Consider the following 14,865-nt stretch of genomic DNA (forward strand, 5'->3'; position numbering starts at 1 on the left):
AAAATCAAGGATAGACTTAGCAATTGACTTATGATATCGTATGAACTTTCTTTTGATTACATCTTAAAAAACAATTGTATATGAAAGAATTATTCGACACGAAGTTATTCAGTCTATTGTCTGAAGCTTCAACAGTAACAAACCGTGAAATACAGAATGCCTATGGGCACTTTATGGAACAAATAGAATCTATTGGTCAATTCGAAACTGATTTCTCGAAAATCTTTCGATTATTGACTTATTCTCGTATAGAGCTTAAAACATTACAAACACAAATTTTATACGAGCAGGGAAAAAAATGCGCTCAAAAATCTCTATATCCAAAAAGCAATATGGTTCCTTGAATCTGAAATTGAGTTATTAAAACTCAAAATTCACTCCCCGCAATCACTTCAACAATCAATTGAGCAGACATTTAAATCTACTTTATCACTCATACCTAAATTTCCGAATCTGGGAATAATGGGCATGACAGAATTACTCACTTCTATAGAATTGTTAGGCGGTATTGATGAAGCAGGTAAAAATCCTTCAAAAATAGCATTTGCCAATGTTTTTGAACAGAGTTTTGGATTCAGTTTCAATGATATTTATGATTGCCAAAGAGAACTTTTCAAACGAAAGCCTTATAATCTGACTAAAACACTTGATGCCTTAAAAGCAGTCCTTGTCAAAGAATATAATAAACGAAAAACTCAAAGAGATAAAGATGAAAAAAGATAATTCTGTAATCAGCTGATATACTATTTCTTATGAATTCAAAATAGAGGGCCTATACCAGATACCTCTATTTTTATTACCTCATTCTACCGAGCTTTGCCATACCAATGCATTGGAATTAATTGAGTTATTAATTTCAAAACAAGTAAAATCATGTATATCAATAACGAAGATTTTGAAAAATGGATGCAGAAGCTATCCAAGAAATTGAATGAAATCGGTCAAGGCTTAAAATCACTGATTAACACAAGCGAAGTATTCAGCGAAGAGGAAAAACTGTTGGATAACCAAGACTTGGCATTTCTCCTGAAAGTATCGTATAGAACGCTCCAACGGTATAGGACAAGTAAGAAATTACCCTATTTCATGATCGCTCACAAAACCTACTACCGCACTTCCGATGTACGGGAATTTGTCCGTAGCCACATGGATTTCCATACTTGGCAGGAATTTGAGAAACAGACGGATTCCAGCAAAAGTACCTAAGTTTCACACAGAACTCTCTCCAACAAATATTTTTCTTTTCGAACGTCCCCTCACCAACCCCTGGGGGACTTTGAAAAGGAAAATATTTCATTTAAAATCTGAATCTTGGATATTTCATTGATGAGTTTATATCTGCCTACCCGGTTTTCGTCTTTTTGCTTTCCGCTGCCGTTGCTTTTCTTCATATTCTTTCTCTTTAGCAAAAGCGATGTCTTCATAATTATCACCCTGCGGCTCTATATCGAAGATACCGAACAGACTTGAAGCAGCATCCATAACACCAGACATATTTAGGGATTGAGAAGATGACTTTTCCACTTGAGATTTGTGATTGACTTGTTGTTCCGGTCTTTCTTCTTTCACTGGAGAGTCTTTGAATAAATCCTGAAACTGATTGGCAGAAAACTCTTTCCCTAAGCGCGAACCGTTAAGAATAGCCTGATTCTTGTAGTCGATAAATGTAACTCCATAAATGCGTCCTTGTTCGTTTTGTCGGAAAATGGCACCGATATTTTTCTCTTTCAACAGCAACTTAAAATCATCTATATTATTAGCATCTTTCATCGCTTTGGCAATTATCGGACGAAGGCTTTCCCTTACCCTATTTTTCTCGATAGCTGATTTGGAGTGCTCAAAATGCTTTTGCATTGCATCATAGCCGACCAATTTACCAAACTTGGAGGATTTAACCGGCACACCGATTTTATCTCCTTTGTCATCTATTACAGAATAAATCAATCCCTGATAGGGCTTGCCTTTATATTCGCCTTTTACTTCTTCCACCGTTATATTGAACTGCTCCAATAGTGTCCGGTATTCTCCGAATGACTGAAAATAGAAATGGCTCATTACCGATTTAGCGATATTACCCATCTGATGTTTTATATCTCCCGCTTTATAGTCTATCTTCTTTGTCGGGGTATCACTTTCACGCTGTCCTTTCCTTAGCGGAATAAGATTAAACTCTTGTTCCAGTTCCTTGCATATTTTCATGGAACGGGCAACTTCATAGCTATCGTTTATCTTCTTGCCGGTTTCATCAATCCGTAAGGAAACGATATGTGCGTGTGTACGATCTATATCTGAATGTTTAAAAACAATATAAGGTTGATTCCCATACCCAAGTTTCTCCATATAACTTTGAGCAAGTTCTGATAGTTGCTCATCCGATAGTTTATCTTTCGGGTCAGGATTGAGTGAAGCATGGAATACGACCTTTTCAGTTCTGTTGTTTATCGCCAGATAAGGATAGAACGAATCCATACAATCATGAATAGAGAATTTTCCGTCAGGAGAGTTAAACATCTTCTGGCTGTATAATACATCTGCCTGATTGTCTTTCACCTTGATTTTGTTATAGGCTAATACCCCGAAAACGGATTTACCCGAACTTATTTTGGCAAGCATCTTTCCCGGATTTGAGTGTATAAATCTTCTATCTGGCTTTTTAACAGGATAAAATCTAGTGTTGTTTTCTCGATAATTCTCATCATTGAACGGGCTTTTTCTTCCCCTAAATTCCGAATCAAGACTTGAAAGGCTTGGTTATAATTGCTCTTTATCGCCCGAAACTGCGCAAAGAATTGGGACAACAACATTGCAAAATCCATTGTCGGTTTATTTATCGAAACGATTTTTACCGGATTATTCAGGATACAATCCAGTATAAACTGGGACTTACTTTTATGTCCCGACTTACAGAACAAGGATAGAAACCGTTCGTTATCTTTGTTATTCAGGCGTATCATAGGGCGGTAAGTCTGCTTATCTGCTTTAGGTTTACGCCCTCTTTTCTTTTTGAGCCGTCCTGCTCCATTATTAACATGTTCCATGTTCATTAATCTTGAATTTATTCTTTAAAAGGTTCGACTTGGGAGAACCGCCCCCAACTTGCGAGTTTGGGCAAGAAATGTTTTTGGAGGAAGAAAATGGAATTTTTCGCTGACAAAAACACTTCTTGCTATTGTCTGACGACAATAAAATCCGCCGGCATTGGCGGACATTAATAGGAGCCGGAACGGTTATTCATTTATCGGGAGTTTTAAATCATAGATAACTCCCGGCTTTTCATTCCCGCCCAACAAAGATAGGGGATGAACTTCGCTTATACACAACAGAATAAGCGGACAGAAACGGTCAGTCAGTGCCACTTATACTTGATTCCAAAATCAGCTTTCTTTTATCGTTTTCTTTGTGGCATGAAAGCAAAAATGCAAGTCAGGATACAAGAAAAATTGTCTGTTTGCCTATTTGGCGATCAGTATGCAGATAGACAGATGTGCGAATGTTCAAGTAATCAGAAACAGATACCTGAATAGCTGATTAAATGAATAAAAGAAGAATTGTATAAATGTGGGTAATCATAAAATCATTCATATATGGAAGAAGATAATCAAGTAAACAAAAAAGCAGGTGTGAAGATAGACACAAGTGCATTTATCCGTCAAGTCGCGGTTGCAGGCAGCACTGAAGAAATGCCTAAATCGACACAGGCAGAAAATCAGTTGGAAGTTGCCGGATACAAAACGAACACAGAACCGGAAATCTCCATTGAAGAAAAAACAAAAGAACCGCCCAAAAAGAAGCGGGGACAATCGGTAGATTATGAATCGGTATTTCTTTCCCGTAATGAACTTCGTAATCGGCAGGGATTGTATATCGACAAAGACAACTACGAAGTTCTTCAAACCCTTGTCCGCTCAATACGCAATGAACGGATTAGCGTCAGCGGATTGGTTGATAACATCATCAGCCATCATATCGAACTCTATGAAGATGAAATCAATCGTATCTACGAAGAGAACATCAAAAGGCCCATAAAAAGGAGCGGTAAGTAATTCATTTCAGAAACAGTATAAACTAAAAAAAGAGCATCATGAGCAATTCAGAGAATCAAAAGCAAACAAGACCTGTGTATCTATCTTTCTGTACACAAAAAGGAGGAGCAGGCAAATCCGTCTTCACAACTTTAGTAGCCAGTTATCTGTATTATTTGAAAAACTATAATGTGGCTGTTATTGATTGCGACTTCCCACAATGGAGCATCCAGAAGATGCGGAGGCGGGAAGCGGAACAATTACAAACTAATGCTTTTTATCAAAGGAAAGCGGAAACCCTGTTCACGAAATTAGGTAAACCGACTTATCCTATCGTTCCGACCGAACCGGAACAAGCTCTGACAAGAGCAAAGGATTTTTTGGAAAACGAATCCGAAAAATACGATGTAGTATTATTCGACTTGCCGGGAACAGTAAACAATGAAAATGTAGTTGAGATATTCTTTCAGATGGATTACCTGTTTGTTCCGATAACCACTTCTCGGATTAATATGGAAAGTACCCTACCATTTATCATTTCTATTAACGAGATGATAACCATGAATCCGCAAGTTAGATTGAAGGGTATCTATCCGTTCTGGAACAGAGTAACGAATCGGGAAAGAAAAGAACTATTCAATTATTACGAAGAAGCTATTTTAGGATTAGGTATTTCCATTATGGAGAACCGCATCCCGCAAAGTGTCCGTTATGACAGAGAACAATCCATTGAGGGGAATGACTATCTGTTCCTCTCTACAATATTCCCTCCTGATAAACCATTACTAAATGGCAGCAATTTGGATTTACTGATTGAGGAAATTATCAGAATAATCAATCTGTAAATATGGAAGCGGAAAAGATTAAAGCAATTCTATTGGCGACGGCATGTTTCTTTATGGCATGCCTGAACCTTTGGAATATCTTTAAAGATTGGTTTGATAAGAAGTGTCAATCAAGGCAGGAGGGTAATGACAAGAAGAAACGCTTGTCAACCAAAGAAGCGATACCGGATATTATCGGAAAAACGAAGTTTAAACTGAACTCAGATAATATCCCTAAGCAGACACAACCGGAACCAATAGAACCCGAAAACCCATTGAAAAAGGAAATCGCCGAATTGAAGGAACTGGTATTACAACAATCCAAGATGATAGAAGAGAATAAACCTTTTATGTCTGTCCCGTTGGAGAAAAAAGAACCTTCCGATATTGATCCGGACACGATAGATGAGGAAACGATTCCGGTTCTGACGGAAAAGGGACGGTCGCAATTCAGCACAGGAACAACACTTGATGAATTTGAATTGGTGGTCAAAACACTAAAAGGCAAACCAATCACAAAAGAAGAAGAAACGCGAGTCGAACAGATCATTCCCAAAATTGAAGGTACTGATATTTACAACCAATTTACCAAACAGATTCATGGTGCTGAGGAACGGGCAATGACGATCCTGAATAGGATTGAGGATAACAAACAAGCTATGTCTAGCAATGAAGCTGACAATTTTGATTACAGGAAATTTGTTAGAGAATAAAAAAATGGGAATACTGGATAAAAAAATCAATGAATATCAGTTCTTTCTTTTAATTTCTATGGGGTGGTTGTGGAATATCCATATCTCATCTCGAACCTTACAGGGCGGGTGGGATACAAGCAAATACCGTTTATTCAGATTAAAGAGAAGATCCTGTATGAAGAGTCGGAGCTTTAAAAATGGTTATAAAGCTCGATTTATTCTGGTAAGTAGGAATGACTTACCAGAATTTCATGTGCTCAAATCAATTTATATAATTATATTTGCATTTAAATATAGAAGAGTATGATAGTAACGATGAATGATATACATCTTATAGACTTCAACGCTATTCCGATTGATAATTTTTGGAATATAGGAGAAGAAAAAGAAAATAAAATGCATCGGATACATGCTTACCCTGCAAAATTTCCTGCTTTCATAACAACTAAAGCACTTCAATATGTAAACGAACGAGGAGGGAGTATAGAGGTAATTGCAGATGTCTTTTGCGGCTGTGGAACAACGGCTTACGAGGCTACTCGTAATCAAAAAAACTTCTGGGGCTGTGATATTAATCCTGTAGCAACGCTAATCGCCAGAACAAAAAGTCGAAATTACGACCAACGAATTTTAGATATTTATTATCAAAAAATACTAGATAGATTCAGTAAATTAAATGTTACCAACATAGGGGCTGTTAATGACCGGATTAAGTATTGGTTTAAAGACGAGCAAATTTCAGATTTATTAAAATTGAAATCTGCAATTTATTATAGCGTTAGACGAATAGAATATAGAGATTTTTTCCTATGTGCTTTTTCAAACATTCTTAAACCAACATCTATATGGTTAACGAAATCAATTAAACCGACCATTGATAAAGCTAAAAACCCTGCGAATGTTTTGACATCATTTTCCTCGCAATATTCTTTAATGAGAAAAGCTAATATGGAAAATTTAGTAGATAAATCATTAAATATAAATATTGAAAACATTAATTTTTTAGAGAAAGAGATTCATCATCCTTTTGCAGACTTGATTGTTACTAGCCCCCCGTATGTTACATCATATGAATATGCAGATTTGCATCAGTTGTCAACTCTTTGGTTAGGGTATACTGATGATTTTCGATCATTTAGGGATGGAACGATAGGTAGTCTTTATCATAATTCAAATTTTGAAGAAGATAGTAAATTATTAAATACAACTGCGACAAAAGTTGTTTCTCAACTATACAAAGTGGATAAAGGAAAAGCCAAGTCTGCTGCAAAATACTATGTAGACATGCAAAAATGTATACAAAAGACGTTTGATTTGTTAAATATGAATGGATATGCGCTTTTTGTCATAGGTGATACGGAATATAAATCTGTTCGTATAGATAATGCAAAACACCTTGTTGAAAGTATGATAAATTACGGATATACAGAAATTGAAGTAACAAGGAGGAAAATATCAAACAAAATATTATCTCCATATAGAGATGAGAATGGAAAATTTACTTCAAATTCAAATAGTAGAAAAGTATATGCCGAAGAGTTTATTGTAATAGGAAAAAAGGGGAATAGTTATGCCTAAGAAAACTTTAAAAATAAGACCTTATGCTCGTTTGCTTACAATGCTGGGAGAGCAATTGATAAAAAATGAACAGATTGCTTTGGCTGAATTAATTAAAAATGCTTATGATGCTGATGCTGATTGGGTAAAAGTTAGCTTTGTTGATTTTTTAGAAAAAAATAACAAATTAGTGGTATCTGATAATTCAAAAATCATTATAGAGGATAATGGTAGTGGAATGACTTTGGATACAATTGAAAAAAGTTGGATGAATCCTGCAACTCCGAATAAAAAGGCAGCAACAGGCAAAGAGAAGAGAACCCCTTTAAAGAATAGAGTTATACAAGGAGAAAAAGGAATAGGGCGCTTTGCTATCCTAAAGTTAGGACGTAAAATTGCTATAACAACTCGAATAGAAGATGGTAAAGATGAATATATAATTGATTATGATTTATCTGTTTACGATGATGACTTTTTGACGATTGATGGAAAGGAAAAAGAACTTTATATTGATGATATCTCTATAAATGTATATTCTGAACCTGCGACACAAATTGTAGATAGAGTTGTAACTCTTAATAACCAAAAATTTACCGAAAACGCTAAAGGTACTAGAATTGAGATTTCCAATTTAAAAGGAGAATGGGATAGAAAAAAAATAGAAGAAGTCAGTAAAGAATCTCAAAAACTACAATCTATTTTTGATAAAATTTTTGGAAAACAATCTGTAGACAAGTTTGAAATTGGGTTTGAAATAAATAATGAACGTGTGTCAGCTTCGGATAGAACCATTGAAGAATTATCTAATCTACTACAACACAACTCAGTTCTAAAAATCACAGAGGGGAAATATAAGGAAAAGGAAAGATGCTTTGAATTTTATATTAATAATAATCCTTTCAAACTAATATTGGAGGACGCTGCTATAGCTGGATTGTCTATTTTTAAAGAGCATTTTGTAAGTAATGATTTATTTAATAATCCAATAATTAAAAATAGTTCTTGTGGAAATTTTAGTTTCAATTTTTTTATTTTCGATTTTCAGGCAAATAAGGATTCTATATACTATTTAGACAGTAAAGAAAAAGAGTTGGTTAAAGAACATCGAATCTACTTATATAGAGATAAGATTCGTGTTGCTCCCTATGGAGACCCCGATGATGATTGGGTTGGCACGGATAAAAAAAGAGCTCTTGCTCGTTCTGGGGATTACTTAAGCAACGACCAAGTAGTTGGATTTGTAGATATAACAAAAAAAGATAATCCAAGACTAAAAGACAAAACTAATCGTGAAGGATTAATTGAGGATGGTAGTGCTACAAAAGATTTTATTGTTCTTTTGCAAACGTTTTTGCGTTATACCCGACTACATCCTTATGCTCAATATAAGAATCAGTTGGAGCAAGTAGAACAACAAAAAATGAATAAATTACGTGTGGTTGATTCTAAATTTGAAGTACTCCGAAATAGTATTGGAAACAATACAATGGCATTACAAGCATATAATGATGTCGTAAAATCGTACAAAATAGAACAAGATTTCTATAAAAAACAACTTGATACAACTACTGATTTAGCTGGTGTCGGGCTCTCTGTAGAAACTGCTTCTCATGATATTATGATGATGCTAGAAAAAGGTATGGAGGCCATTGATAATTTAATCAAAGATATTGATGGAGACATACTTACAGAAAAAGAAATATCAGAAGAACTTTTAAAAATAAGAGGTATATTCTCTTTTGTTGACACCCAGATGAAAGATATACAATTGTTGTTTAAATCTTCAAAACAAAGACGAAGATCTATTCGAGTAAGTGATATCTTAGACAAAGTTATAACTATTTACAAACGAACTTTGCAACGAGAGCATATTGAATTAAGTGTTGATAAAAAAGGGAGTCCTGTAAATGCAAAATGTACAGACGCAATTCTTTTACAACTACTTATAAACCTTTTCGATAATGCAGTTTATTGGCTGTCTGTTGTGAATATTCCTATTAAGAAAATATGTGTTACATTGGATGGAGAGAATCAGCAACTTATATTTTCTGATAATGGACCAGGTATTCGAGAAGATGATAAACCATACATTTTTGAAGCCTTTTATTCAGGCAAAGAAGAGGGACGAGGGTTAGGTTTATATATTGCGAAACAATTACTTACTAGACTTGGATATTCTATTGATTTGGCAGATATTCCTGCAGAAAATATCTTAGAAGGGGCAAACTTTGTTGTAAACTTTATAAAATCGGACGAAATATGACAAATATAGACGAACTGTTTTCTGGGGTTTGTGTCATTGTAGATGATGCTTTTGGGAAAGAAGGGAGTACAGATAGTATTAAAGAAATAAAACAATCTATCGAAGAGAAGAATATCCCTATACTTGTATATTCCGAATTGCCGATCATAGATCAAATAAAGCATTTTAAGAATCTTAGTTTTGTTGTGTTAGATTGGGACATTAACCCTATTGAAGAAGCAACTAAACTCGAAGGCGTATCTTTGGGTGAAACAGCAAAAATCTCTCAAAAAAATGAAATTGTCGCATTTATTAAAGAGCTAAATGAACAAGCGTATATTCCTGTTTTTATTTTTAGTAATGAAGATGTTGTTACAATTAAAAGTTGTTTAACTGCAGAAAATCTTATAAATGAGGATAAGCCGAATAATATTTTTGTAAAAAGCAAAAGTGAGCTTCTTAATACTGCTGAGAATAAAAATGTTTTATTTGACGAAATTGAAAACTGGTTAAAAGCAACACCATCAATTTATGTCTTGAAGGAATGGGAAAATGCAGTAAAATCTGCAAAAAGAGATTTGTTTTGGTCTTTTAATGATGTACATCATGAATGGCCTTCCACTCTTATTAAAGCATTTAAATTAGATGGAGCAGACACTAATCATGAACTAGGGACTTTGATCTTTAAAAATATCTCAGCCAGAACCACACCTATTGAATTCGATAGTTCAATTGTAGAATCAGCTTCTGGAAAGATCAGCAAAGAAGATATACGAAGAGTTTTAGAAAGGGAAAGATGCTTGACAGAACATCTGCCTGATAAACCATTCACAGGTTGTCTATTTAAAATACCACGACAAGAAAATGAAACTGAATTTGATTATTTTCTGAATATTCGCCCTGATTGTGATATTATTCGAGATAAGAATCCTCAACTATATTGCTTAAAAGGAAAAATTGCTGATGAAAGCAAAATAAACAGTAATGAAATTGATAGTATTATTTTCGCAAATGGGGAATTCAGGGAAAAAATCAATTCCGTTTATATTGCATGCGTTGATGATGGAAAAATAATTGATTTCACATTAAGAAATATTCATATTAAAAAATGGAATGATATAAAAATAAATAGAATCGGAAGAATATTACCTCCTTATATTACAAGGATACAGCAAAAATATTCTTTTTATCTGCAGCGCCAAGCAATACCTGGACTTCCTGAGGAAATAATTTCTACAATAGCTACAAGTGAAGTCGTCTCTACAGAATCAAAGATAAAAACTGATCTTAATCCACAGCCTATACGTCGTTGCATATTGCGAAAAAAAAACAAGGACTAATAAAAATCCTTCATCGGTAAAGCTTGCAAATTTTCGTTGTGATTATTTGGTTATTATTGATAAATTGAACTCCTAAAGCGAGCTCGTTTGCGAAAAAAACTACAAGATATTGGACTGTTAGTCAGGAGACGAGCTCCGAAAAGGAAATAAATATGAATTTTAACAATAAATCTGGATTACATTCCAAGAAAATGTAAATATTTTCGGATTAGAACGAAGGGTGTTCAAAGTCTCTTGTGGTTTGTCCGAAAAATTACATATAATTCGGACATATGAATCCTTTTATTTGTTATTCCTCATTTTCCAAACTGCCATCGGATGATTTTTAATTCGCTCTACAATTTCAGTATCTTCAAACAATAATTCCGGTCGATAAAAATTGTTGTTGAAGTTTTCAATAAACGACTTTTCTTCTTCGGTAAATACCATCAATTTCATAAGAAACTCTTTCACTTCTACTTTTGCTGATTCAAAATCAAACCGTTCGCTTTTCTTAAGGACAGGAAGTAAAGAGCTTCTGATTTGTGCAAATTTCAGGTTGTCAATACTTTCAAAGCTATAGCTGTTTGATGGTTTATCACTTCCTCCTACAGCAAGATAGAATAATATAATTTTGCGGAGTTTGTTTATGTCATCAGGATGGATGATATTATATTTCAGCATGTTGTGAATATCATACAAGTCCCGGGGAGCCGTTCGCTCAATAAGAGCTTTAATTTTACTTCCAAATAATTCAAGGGTAGAAAGCGTTTTTACTTCAGAGTCAAATTGTAGAAAGTCTATATTCACTTTCTTTTCAACTATTGGCAAGATATGATTTCGCAAAGAATAGTTTATTTCTACTTTCAGGTTATCTTTATTCCCTCCTGCGTTCTGGAAATAAAATACCCATGAATCAAGAGAATGCGGACTTTTGGTATTAGGACTCAAAGCATATCCTAGTGTAAACATATAGTTCAGAAAATCCTGATTGATATTTTCCCGGATTGTCATCATTTCATCCCGTGAACACTCTTTGGTAAAATCCAAGTCAATATCAACCGATAAGCGTGGAAAATTAAAAACTGTCAGGTTAATTGCAGTTCCTCCTTTTAATGCTAAATGTTCGGCAAATAAAGGATTTTCATTTAAGTGTTTCAAGATATCACAAAGGCGGAACACTTTTTCCAGATTATCCCGGATAAAATCTGTACCGGAAGCGATTCTCTCCAAATCAGTTTTGCTATAATTATACATTGACGTTTCCTCCTTGTTCTAAAAATGAAAGAATGTTTTTAGGAGCGTAAAGCTTCCATTCATTAAAATATACATTGGATTCCTGTTGATCTGTCAGATAACGGATACTTTTCCCAATCTTGGATTTACAAAAATCAAAGAAAGCATCACTTAATTTCATTTCCTTTTGAAAGTAGCCAAGAACAAATCCTGTCTTTTGATAAAGAATCTGTTTGCCGAATTGCTTCAAATAGTCTTGTAGTTTATTCTCATTAATATAAGTGATAAGGGCAAAACATTCTATCATTTCTTCCAGTCCTCCACTTCGGTCTATTTGATTAATACAGTCTAAAACAGTACGTTCCAAATCAGTTACTCTGATTAGTGTATCAGCAGGAGGAATAATAACTCCGGCATCTGATTTCGATTCCGAATAAATATAACTAATCCCATCGTACTCAAAGTTGTTAAACCTCTCTTTGGATGAAACCTGCATTTCATAAAATACCTGATGAGCCAGACCATGATATTCCAGTGCAGCATGATAGGATAGATAAGAAGAAGAGTTTATTTGACTGGCTATTTCATACTTTGAAGCAGAACTGGTTTTTGTAGCTAAATCCGTTGCAACGTAGAGATCTCGTCTTACTTGTGATATTAACCCTTGCTGTTTATACCTTCGTAAAAGTTCTTTTGCTGTATTTTCGTCACTGGTCAATGCAACAATATCTTTTTTATGGAAGATTTTGAGCTTATGGAATTCTTCAATATATTTACTCATGGCTCCACCTTTGTTTTTTTATTTTACGCACAAAGATACATAAAAATATGTATTATTGAGCAAAAAACAAAATAGTAATTAGGAAATTCACAAATTTATTTCTACCTTTGCCCTATCACTTAAAGAGGAAAAGTTCTCTTAAAAAATCACTCTAAAAACAGAGTGAGTAACGAGTGAGTAGAATACAATCTTCGATAGTTAAACGACTAACAGCATACGGGTTAGATAGGACACTCAAAATCCGTCAACGCCCACTTTAAAGAAAAAAGACTTACGATTTCTCGTAAGTCTTTTTTCTTTTATATGCTCATGCAATTTGCATGCAAGACAGGGAGATCCATTTATTCTCTTTTATCCTTATAAAAGTTCTTTACCATCTTGGTAAATGACCTCTCTTGCTTCCGTTTCTCATATACAGAAGCTGTATAATGCCACGCTTCCCTGCGAAGTTTGAGGTAGTTCTCATATACACCACGCTCTATCTCACCATTCTCTACCGCTTCGATTACGACACATCCTTTCTCGTTGACGTGCTGGCAGTCATTGAACCGACATTTACCTTCATAATCTGATATATCCAAGATTTCTGACAGGTTATCGACATTATCATTTGTAACACCGAAAAGCTTTACGTCCGGAGTATCAATCAGTACACCTGAATTCGCCATTAAGACCATCTCCCGGCGGGTGGAGGTATGCCGACCTTTTCCGGTTGAATCACTAATTATACCTGTCTGCAACACTTCTTGTCCGCAAAGAGCATTGATTAAGGTACTTTTCCCAACACCCGACATGCCTGTAAAAACAATGGTTTCTCCCTGAGAAATAAATGTTCGAAGTAGAGCGATACTTTCCTCCGATTCCATACTGGCATAAAAAACAGGTATCTTACCGGAAATATGTTTCAAGACCTTTTCTGTTTCTTCTCGATTGAAACCCAAATCCGTTTTAGTTAATACCAATACGGGTTGAATACCTTCGTCTGCGGTTTGCAACATGAAACGCTCGATGCGGCGGACATTAAAGTTCTCATCCAGACTTTGCACAATGAAGGCCTTGTCGATAAACGAAGCAATAGCCTGCCTTTCTGAAACAGTTCCGCTTTTCAGCCGATAAAGTGTTTTTTGGCGGGGCAATAAATCAAGGACAATACCTTTGCCTGTATCGATAGGCTGAAAAATAATCCAGTCACCTGTGCATGGATATTCGGATGAACTCTTGCCATAGAGCATATTCCCGGCAAGTTCACAGGTGTAAAAGCCATCTTCGGCAACTACTTCGTAACAGGTTTTATGCGTAACTGTTACCCGTCCGTGCAGAAAGTCTTTGAAATTAGAATGTTGTTTTTGTTGGAATAGTCCTTCGTTCCAACCGTATAGTTGTAAGTTATTCATTGTATTTAATGTATGATAATATACACAGAAGACATAATAATGCTTTCATGTTGTACGCAAATTAAAAACTGAAATTATAATAATGGAAAACCACTCCCGAAAAGAACTATTCGAGAGCAAACGAATGGACAATCTGTACAGAACCGCACAGATTGTTTACTAAACCAAATCCTTCTTTGTAATTGTCATAGGAAGGCAAAGATACGATATTTTTCTGTATCTGCCTCAAATGCACTACTTATAGGAAGAATCCCTATGTATAAAGGAGATGCTCTTTTATTTTTTCTATCTTTGCGTGCAGAGAGTTAAATCTATAGAACATATGCAACTATCAATAAACCGCAAAGACATTGACAAATTTTTGATGATTGGCGATAAGGTATTGATCAAACCCTCCAATCCACAAAGTCGAACCAAATCAGGCCTCTATCTCCCTCCTTCTGTCCAAGAAGGAGAAAAGATTCAATCCGGATATATCATAAAAGCCGGTCCGGGGTATCCACTTCCTTCACAAGCTGAAGAGCACGAGGTCTGGGAAAAGAAAAAAGATGAAGAGGTACACTATCTCCCCTTACAGGCGCATGAAGGAGATCTGGCTGTTTATTTGCAAAATGCAGCGTATGAAATAAACTTCAATGACGAGAAGTTTCTGATTGTACCCCATTCAGCGATCCTCATGCTTGTCCGGGATGAAGGATTGTTTGAATAACGCCATTTTATTTGTCAAATTATTTACAAATCCACTTTTTTGATATACTTTTGCAACCTAAAAGCAGCACAAACTATCAACAGCAG

Annotated in this window: 15 protein-coding genes; 10 read left to right on the forward strand and 5 right to left on the reverse strand. The window is 35.1% G+C overall.

Annotation, left to right across the window (positions count from 1 at the left end; all coding sequences use genetic code 11):
* Positions 1 to 80: 80 nt before the first annotated feature.
* The 3 genes from M2135_RS04580 (at position 81) to M2135_RS04590 (ending at position 1,206) form a co-directional block, all read left to right on the forward strand.
* On the forward strand, positions 81 to 344 hold the full coding sequence (locus M2135_RS04580; protein WP_280747418.1) for a hypothetical protein: 264 nt from the start codon (positions 81 to 83) through the stop codon (positions 342 to 344).
* A gap of 124 nt (positions 345 to 468) precedes the next feature.
* Positions 469 to 723 carry a hypothetical protein gene (locus M2135_RS04585; RefSeq protein WP_280747419.1) on the forward strand — a complete coding sequence of 85 codons (255 nt, stop codon included), beginning with the start codon at positions 469 to 471 and terminating at the stop codon, positions 721 to 723.
* 150 nt (positions 724 to 873) lie between these two features.
* Positions 874 to 1,206 (forward strand): helix-turn-helix domain-containing protein, encoded by a 333-nt coding sequence (locus M2135_RS04590; RefSeq protein WP_280747420.1) that lies wholly within the window; start codon positions 874 to 876, stop codon positions 1,204 to 1,206.
* A 126-nt stretch (positions 1,207 to 1,332) separates the two neighbouring features.
* Here the strand turns inward: M2135_RS04590 and mobB are convergent, their stop codons facing one another.
* Positions 1,333 to 2,613, reverse strand: coding sequence for a conjugal transfer protein MobB (mobB, locus tag M2135_RS04595; protein ID WP_280747421.1), 1,281 nt, complete (start codon positions 2,611 to 2,613; stop codon positions 1,333 to 1,335).
* Entirely contained in the window at positions 2,598 to 3,038 is a 441-nt protein-coding gene (locus M2135_RS04600; RefSeq protein WP_280747422.1) for a hypothetical protein, read from the reverse strand. Before M2135_RS04600 ends, mobB begins: the two co-directional genes overlap by 16 nt.
* A gap of 546 nt (positions 3,039 to 3,584) precedes the next feature.
* Here M2135_RS04600 and M2135_RS04605 point away from each other — a divergent pair.
* The 6 genes from M2135_RS04605 (at position 3,585) to M2135_RS04630 (ending at position 10,680) form a co-directional block, all read left to right on the forward strand.
* Positions 3,585 to 4,043, forward strand: a complete 459-nt coding sequence (locus tag M2135_RS04605; protein WP_280747423.1) for a DUF3408 domain-containing protein — start codon at positions 3,585 to 3,587, stop codon at positions 4,041 to 4,043.
* Between the two features lie 38 nt (positions 4,044 to 4,081).
* Positions 4,082 to 4,867 carry a division plane positioning ATPase MipZ gene (locus tag M2135_RS04610; protein WP_280747424.1) on the forward strand — a complete coding sequence of 262 codons (786 nt, stop codon included), beginning with the start codon at positions 4,082 to 4,084 and terminating at the stop codon, positions 4,865 to 4,867.
* 2 nt (positions 4,868 to 4,869) lie between these two features.
* Positions 4,870 to 5,559: a hypothetical protein gene (locus tag M2135_RS04615; RefSeq protein ID WP_280747425.1), complete on the forward strand. Its 690-nt coding sequence runs from the start codon at positions 4,870 to 4,872 to the stop codon at positions 5,557 to 5,559.
* Between the two features lie 285 nt (positions 5,560 to 5,844).
* Positions 5,845 to 7,119, forward strand: a complete 1,275-nt coding sequence (locus tag M2135_RS04620; RefSeq protein WP_280747426.1) for a DNA methyltransferase — start codon at positions 5,845 to 5,847, stop codon at positions 7,117 to 7,119.
* Positions 7,112 to 9,361, forward strand: a complete 2,250-nt coding sequence (locus M2135_RS04625; RefSeq protein ID WP_280747427.1) for an ATP-binding protein — start codon at positions 7,112 to 7,114, stop codon at positions 9,359 to 9,361. The genes M2135_RS04620 and M2135_RS04625 overlap by 8 nt, the downstream gene beginning before the upstream one ends.
* Positions 9,358 to 10,680 (forward strand): hypothetical protein, encoded by a 1,323-nt coding sequence (locus M2135_RS04630; protein ID WP_280747428.1) that lies wholly within the window; start codon positions 9,358 to 9,360, stop codon positions 10,678 to 10,680. The genes M2135_RS04625 and M2135_RS04630 overlap by 4 nt, the downstream gene beginning before the upstream one ends.
* Before the next feature lie 282 nt (positions 10,681 to 10,962).
* Here the strand turns inward: M2135_RS04630 and M2135_RS04635 are convergent, their stop codons facing one another.
* The 3 genes from M2135_RS04635 to rsgA all read right to left on the reverse strand — a co-directional run bounded on the left by M2135_RS04635 (position 10,963) and on the right by rsgA (position 14,070).
* Entirely contained in the window at positions 10,963 to 11,916 is a 954-nt protein-coding gene (locus M2135_RS04635; RefSeq protein ID WP_280747429.1) for a nucleotidyl transferase AbiEii/AbiGii toxin family protein, read from the reverse strand.
* Positions 11,909 to 12,676: a hypothetical protein gene (locus M2135_RS04640; protein ID WP_280747430.1), complete on the reverse strand. Its 768-nt coding sequence runs from the start codon at positions 12,674 to 12,676 to the stop codon at positions 11,909 to 11,911. Before M2135_RS04640 ends, M2135_RS04635 begins: the two co-directional genes overlap by 8 nt.
* A 341-nt stretch (positions 12,677 to 13,017) precedes the next feature.
* A complete protein-coding gene (gene rsgA, locus M2135_RS04645; RefSeq protein ID WP_280747431.1) occupies positions 13,018 to 14,070 on the reverse strand; it encodes a ribosome small subunit-dependent GTPase A in 1,053 nt (350 codons plus the stop codon).
* 322 nt (positions 14,071 to 14,392) lie between these two features.
* Here rsgA and M2135_RS04650 point away from each other — a divergent pair, with 322 nt between their 5' ends.
* Positions 14,393 to 14,779: a co-chaperone GroES family protein gene (locus M2135_RS04650; RefSeq protein ID WP_280747432.1), complete on the forward strand. Its 387-nt coding sequence runs from the start codon at positions 14,393 to 14,395 to the stop codon at positions 14,777 to 14,779.
* The last annotated feature ends 86 nt before the right edge of the window (positions 14,780 to 14,865 follow it).

The sequence above is a fragment of the Parabacteroides sp. PF5-9 genome (assembly GCF_029893105.1).
Lineage (GTDB): Bacteria > Bacteroidota > Bacteroidia > Bacteroidales > Tannerellaceae > JARXWG01.

Excerpts from the sequence above, each read along its gene's own strand:
- M2135_RS04580 (WP_280747418.1), top strand. The coding sequence starts at position 81 with ATGAAAGAATTATTCGACACGAAGTTATTCAGTCTATTGTCTGAAGCT.
- M2135_RS04585 (WP_280747419.1), top strand. The coding sequence starts at position 469 with ATGACAGAATTACTCACTTCTATAGAATTGTTAGGCGGTATTGATGAA.
- M2135_RS04590 (WP_280747420.1), top strand. The coding sequence starts at position 874 with ATGTATATCAATAACGAAGATTTTGAAAAATGGATGCAGAAGCTATCC.
- mobB (WP_280747421.1), bottom strand. The coding sequence starts at position 2,613 with ATGCTTGCCAAAATAAGTTCGGGTAAATCCGTTTTCGGGGTATTAGCC.
- M2135_RS04600 (WP_280747422.1), bottom strand. The coding sequence starts at position 3,038 with ATGGAACATGTTAATAATGGAGCAGGACGGCTCAAAAAGAAAAGAGGG.
- M2135_RS04605 (WP_280747423.1), top strand. The coding sequence starts at position 3,585 with ATGGAAGAAGATAATCAAGTAAACAAAAAAGCAGGTGTGAAGATAGAC.
- M2135_RS04610 (WP_280747424.1), top strand. The coding sequence starts at position 4,082 with ATGAGCAATTCAGAGAATCAAAAGCAAACAAGACCTGTGTATCTATCT.
- M2135_RS04615 (WP_280747425.1), top strand. The coding sequence starts at position 4,870 with ATGGAAGCGGAAAAGATTAAAGCAATTCTATTGGCGACGGCATGTTTC.
- M2135_RS04620 (WP_280747426.1), top strand. The coding sequence starts at position 5,845 with ATGATAGTAACGATGAATGATATACATCTTATAGACTTCAACGCTATT.
- M2135_RS04625 (WP_280747427.1), top strand. The coding sequence starts at position 7,112 with ATGCCTAAGAAAACTTTAAAAATAAGACCTTATGCTCGTTTGCTTACA.
- M2135_RS04630 (WP_280747428.1), top strand. The coding sequence starts at position 9,358 with ATGACAAATATAGACGAACTGTTTTCTGGGGTTTGTGTCATTGTAGAT.
- M2135_RS04635 (WP_280747429.1), bottom strand. The coding sequence starts at position 11,916 with ATGTATAATTATAGCAAAACTGATTTGGAGAGAATCGCTTCCGGTACA.
- M2135_RS04640 (WP_280747430.1), bottom strand. The coding sequence starts at position 12,676 with ATGAGTAAATATATTGAAGAATTCCATAAGCTCAAAATCTTCCATAAA.
- rsgA (WP_280747431.1), bottom strand. The coding sequence starts at position 14,070 with ATGAATAACTTACAACTATACGGTTGGAACGAAGGACTATTCCAACAA.
- M2135_RS04650 (WP_280747432.1), top strand. The coding sequence starts at position 14,393 with ATGCAACTATCAATAAACCGCAAAGACATTGACAAATTTTTGATGATT.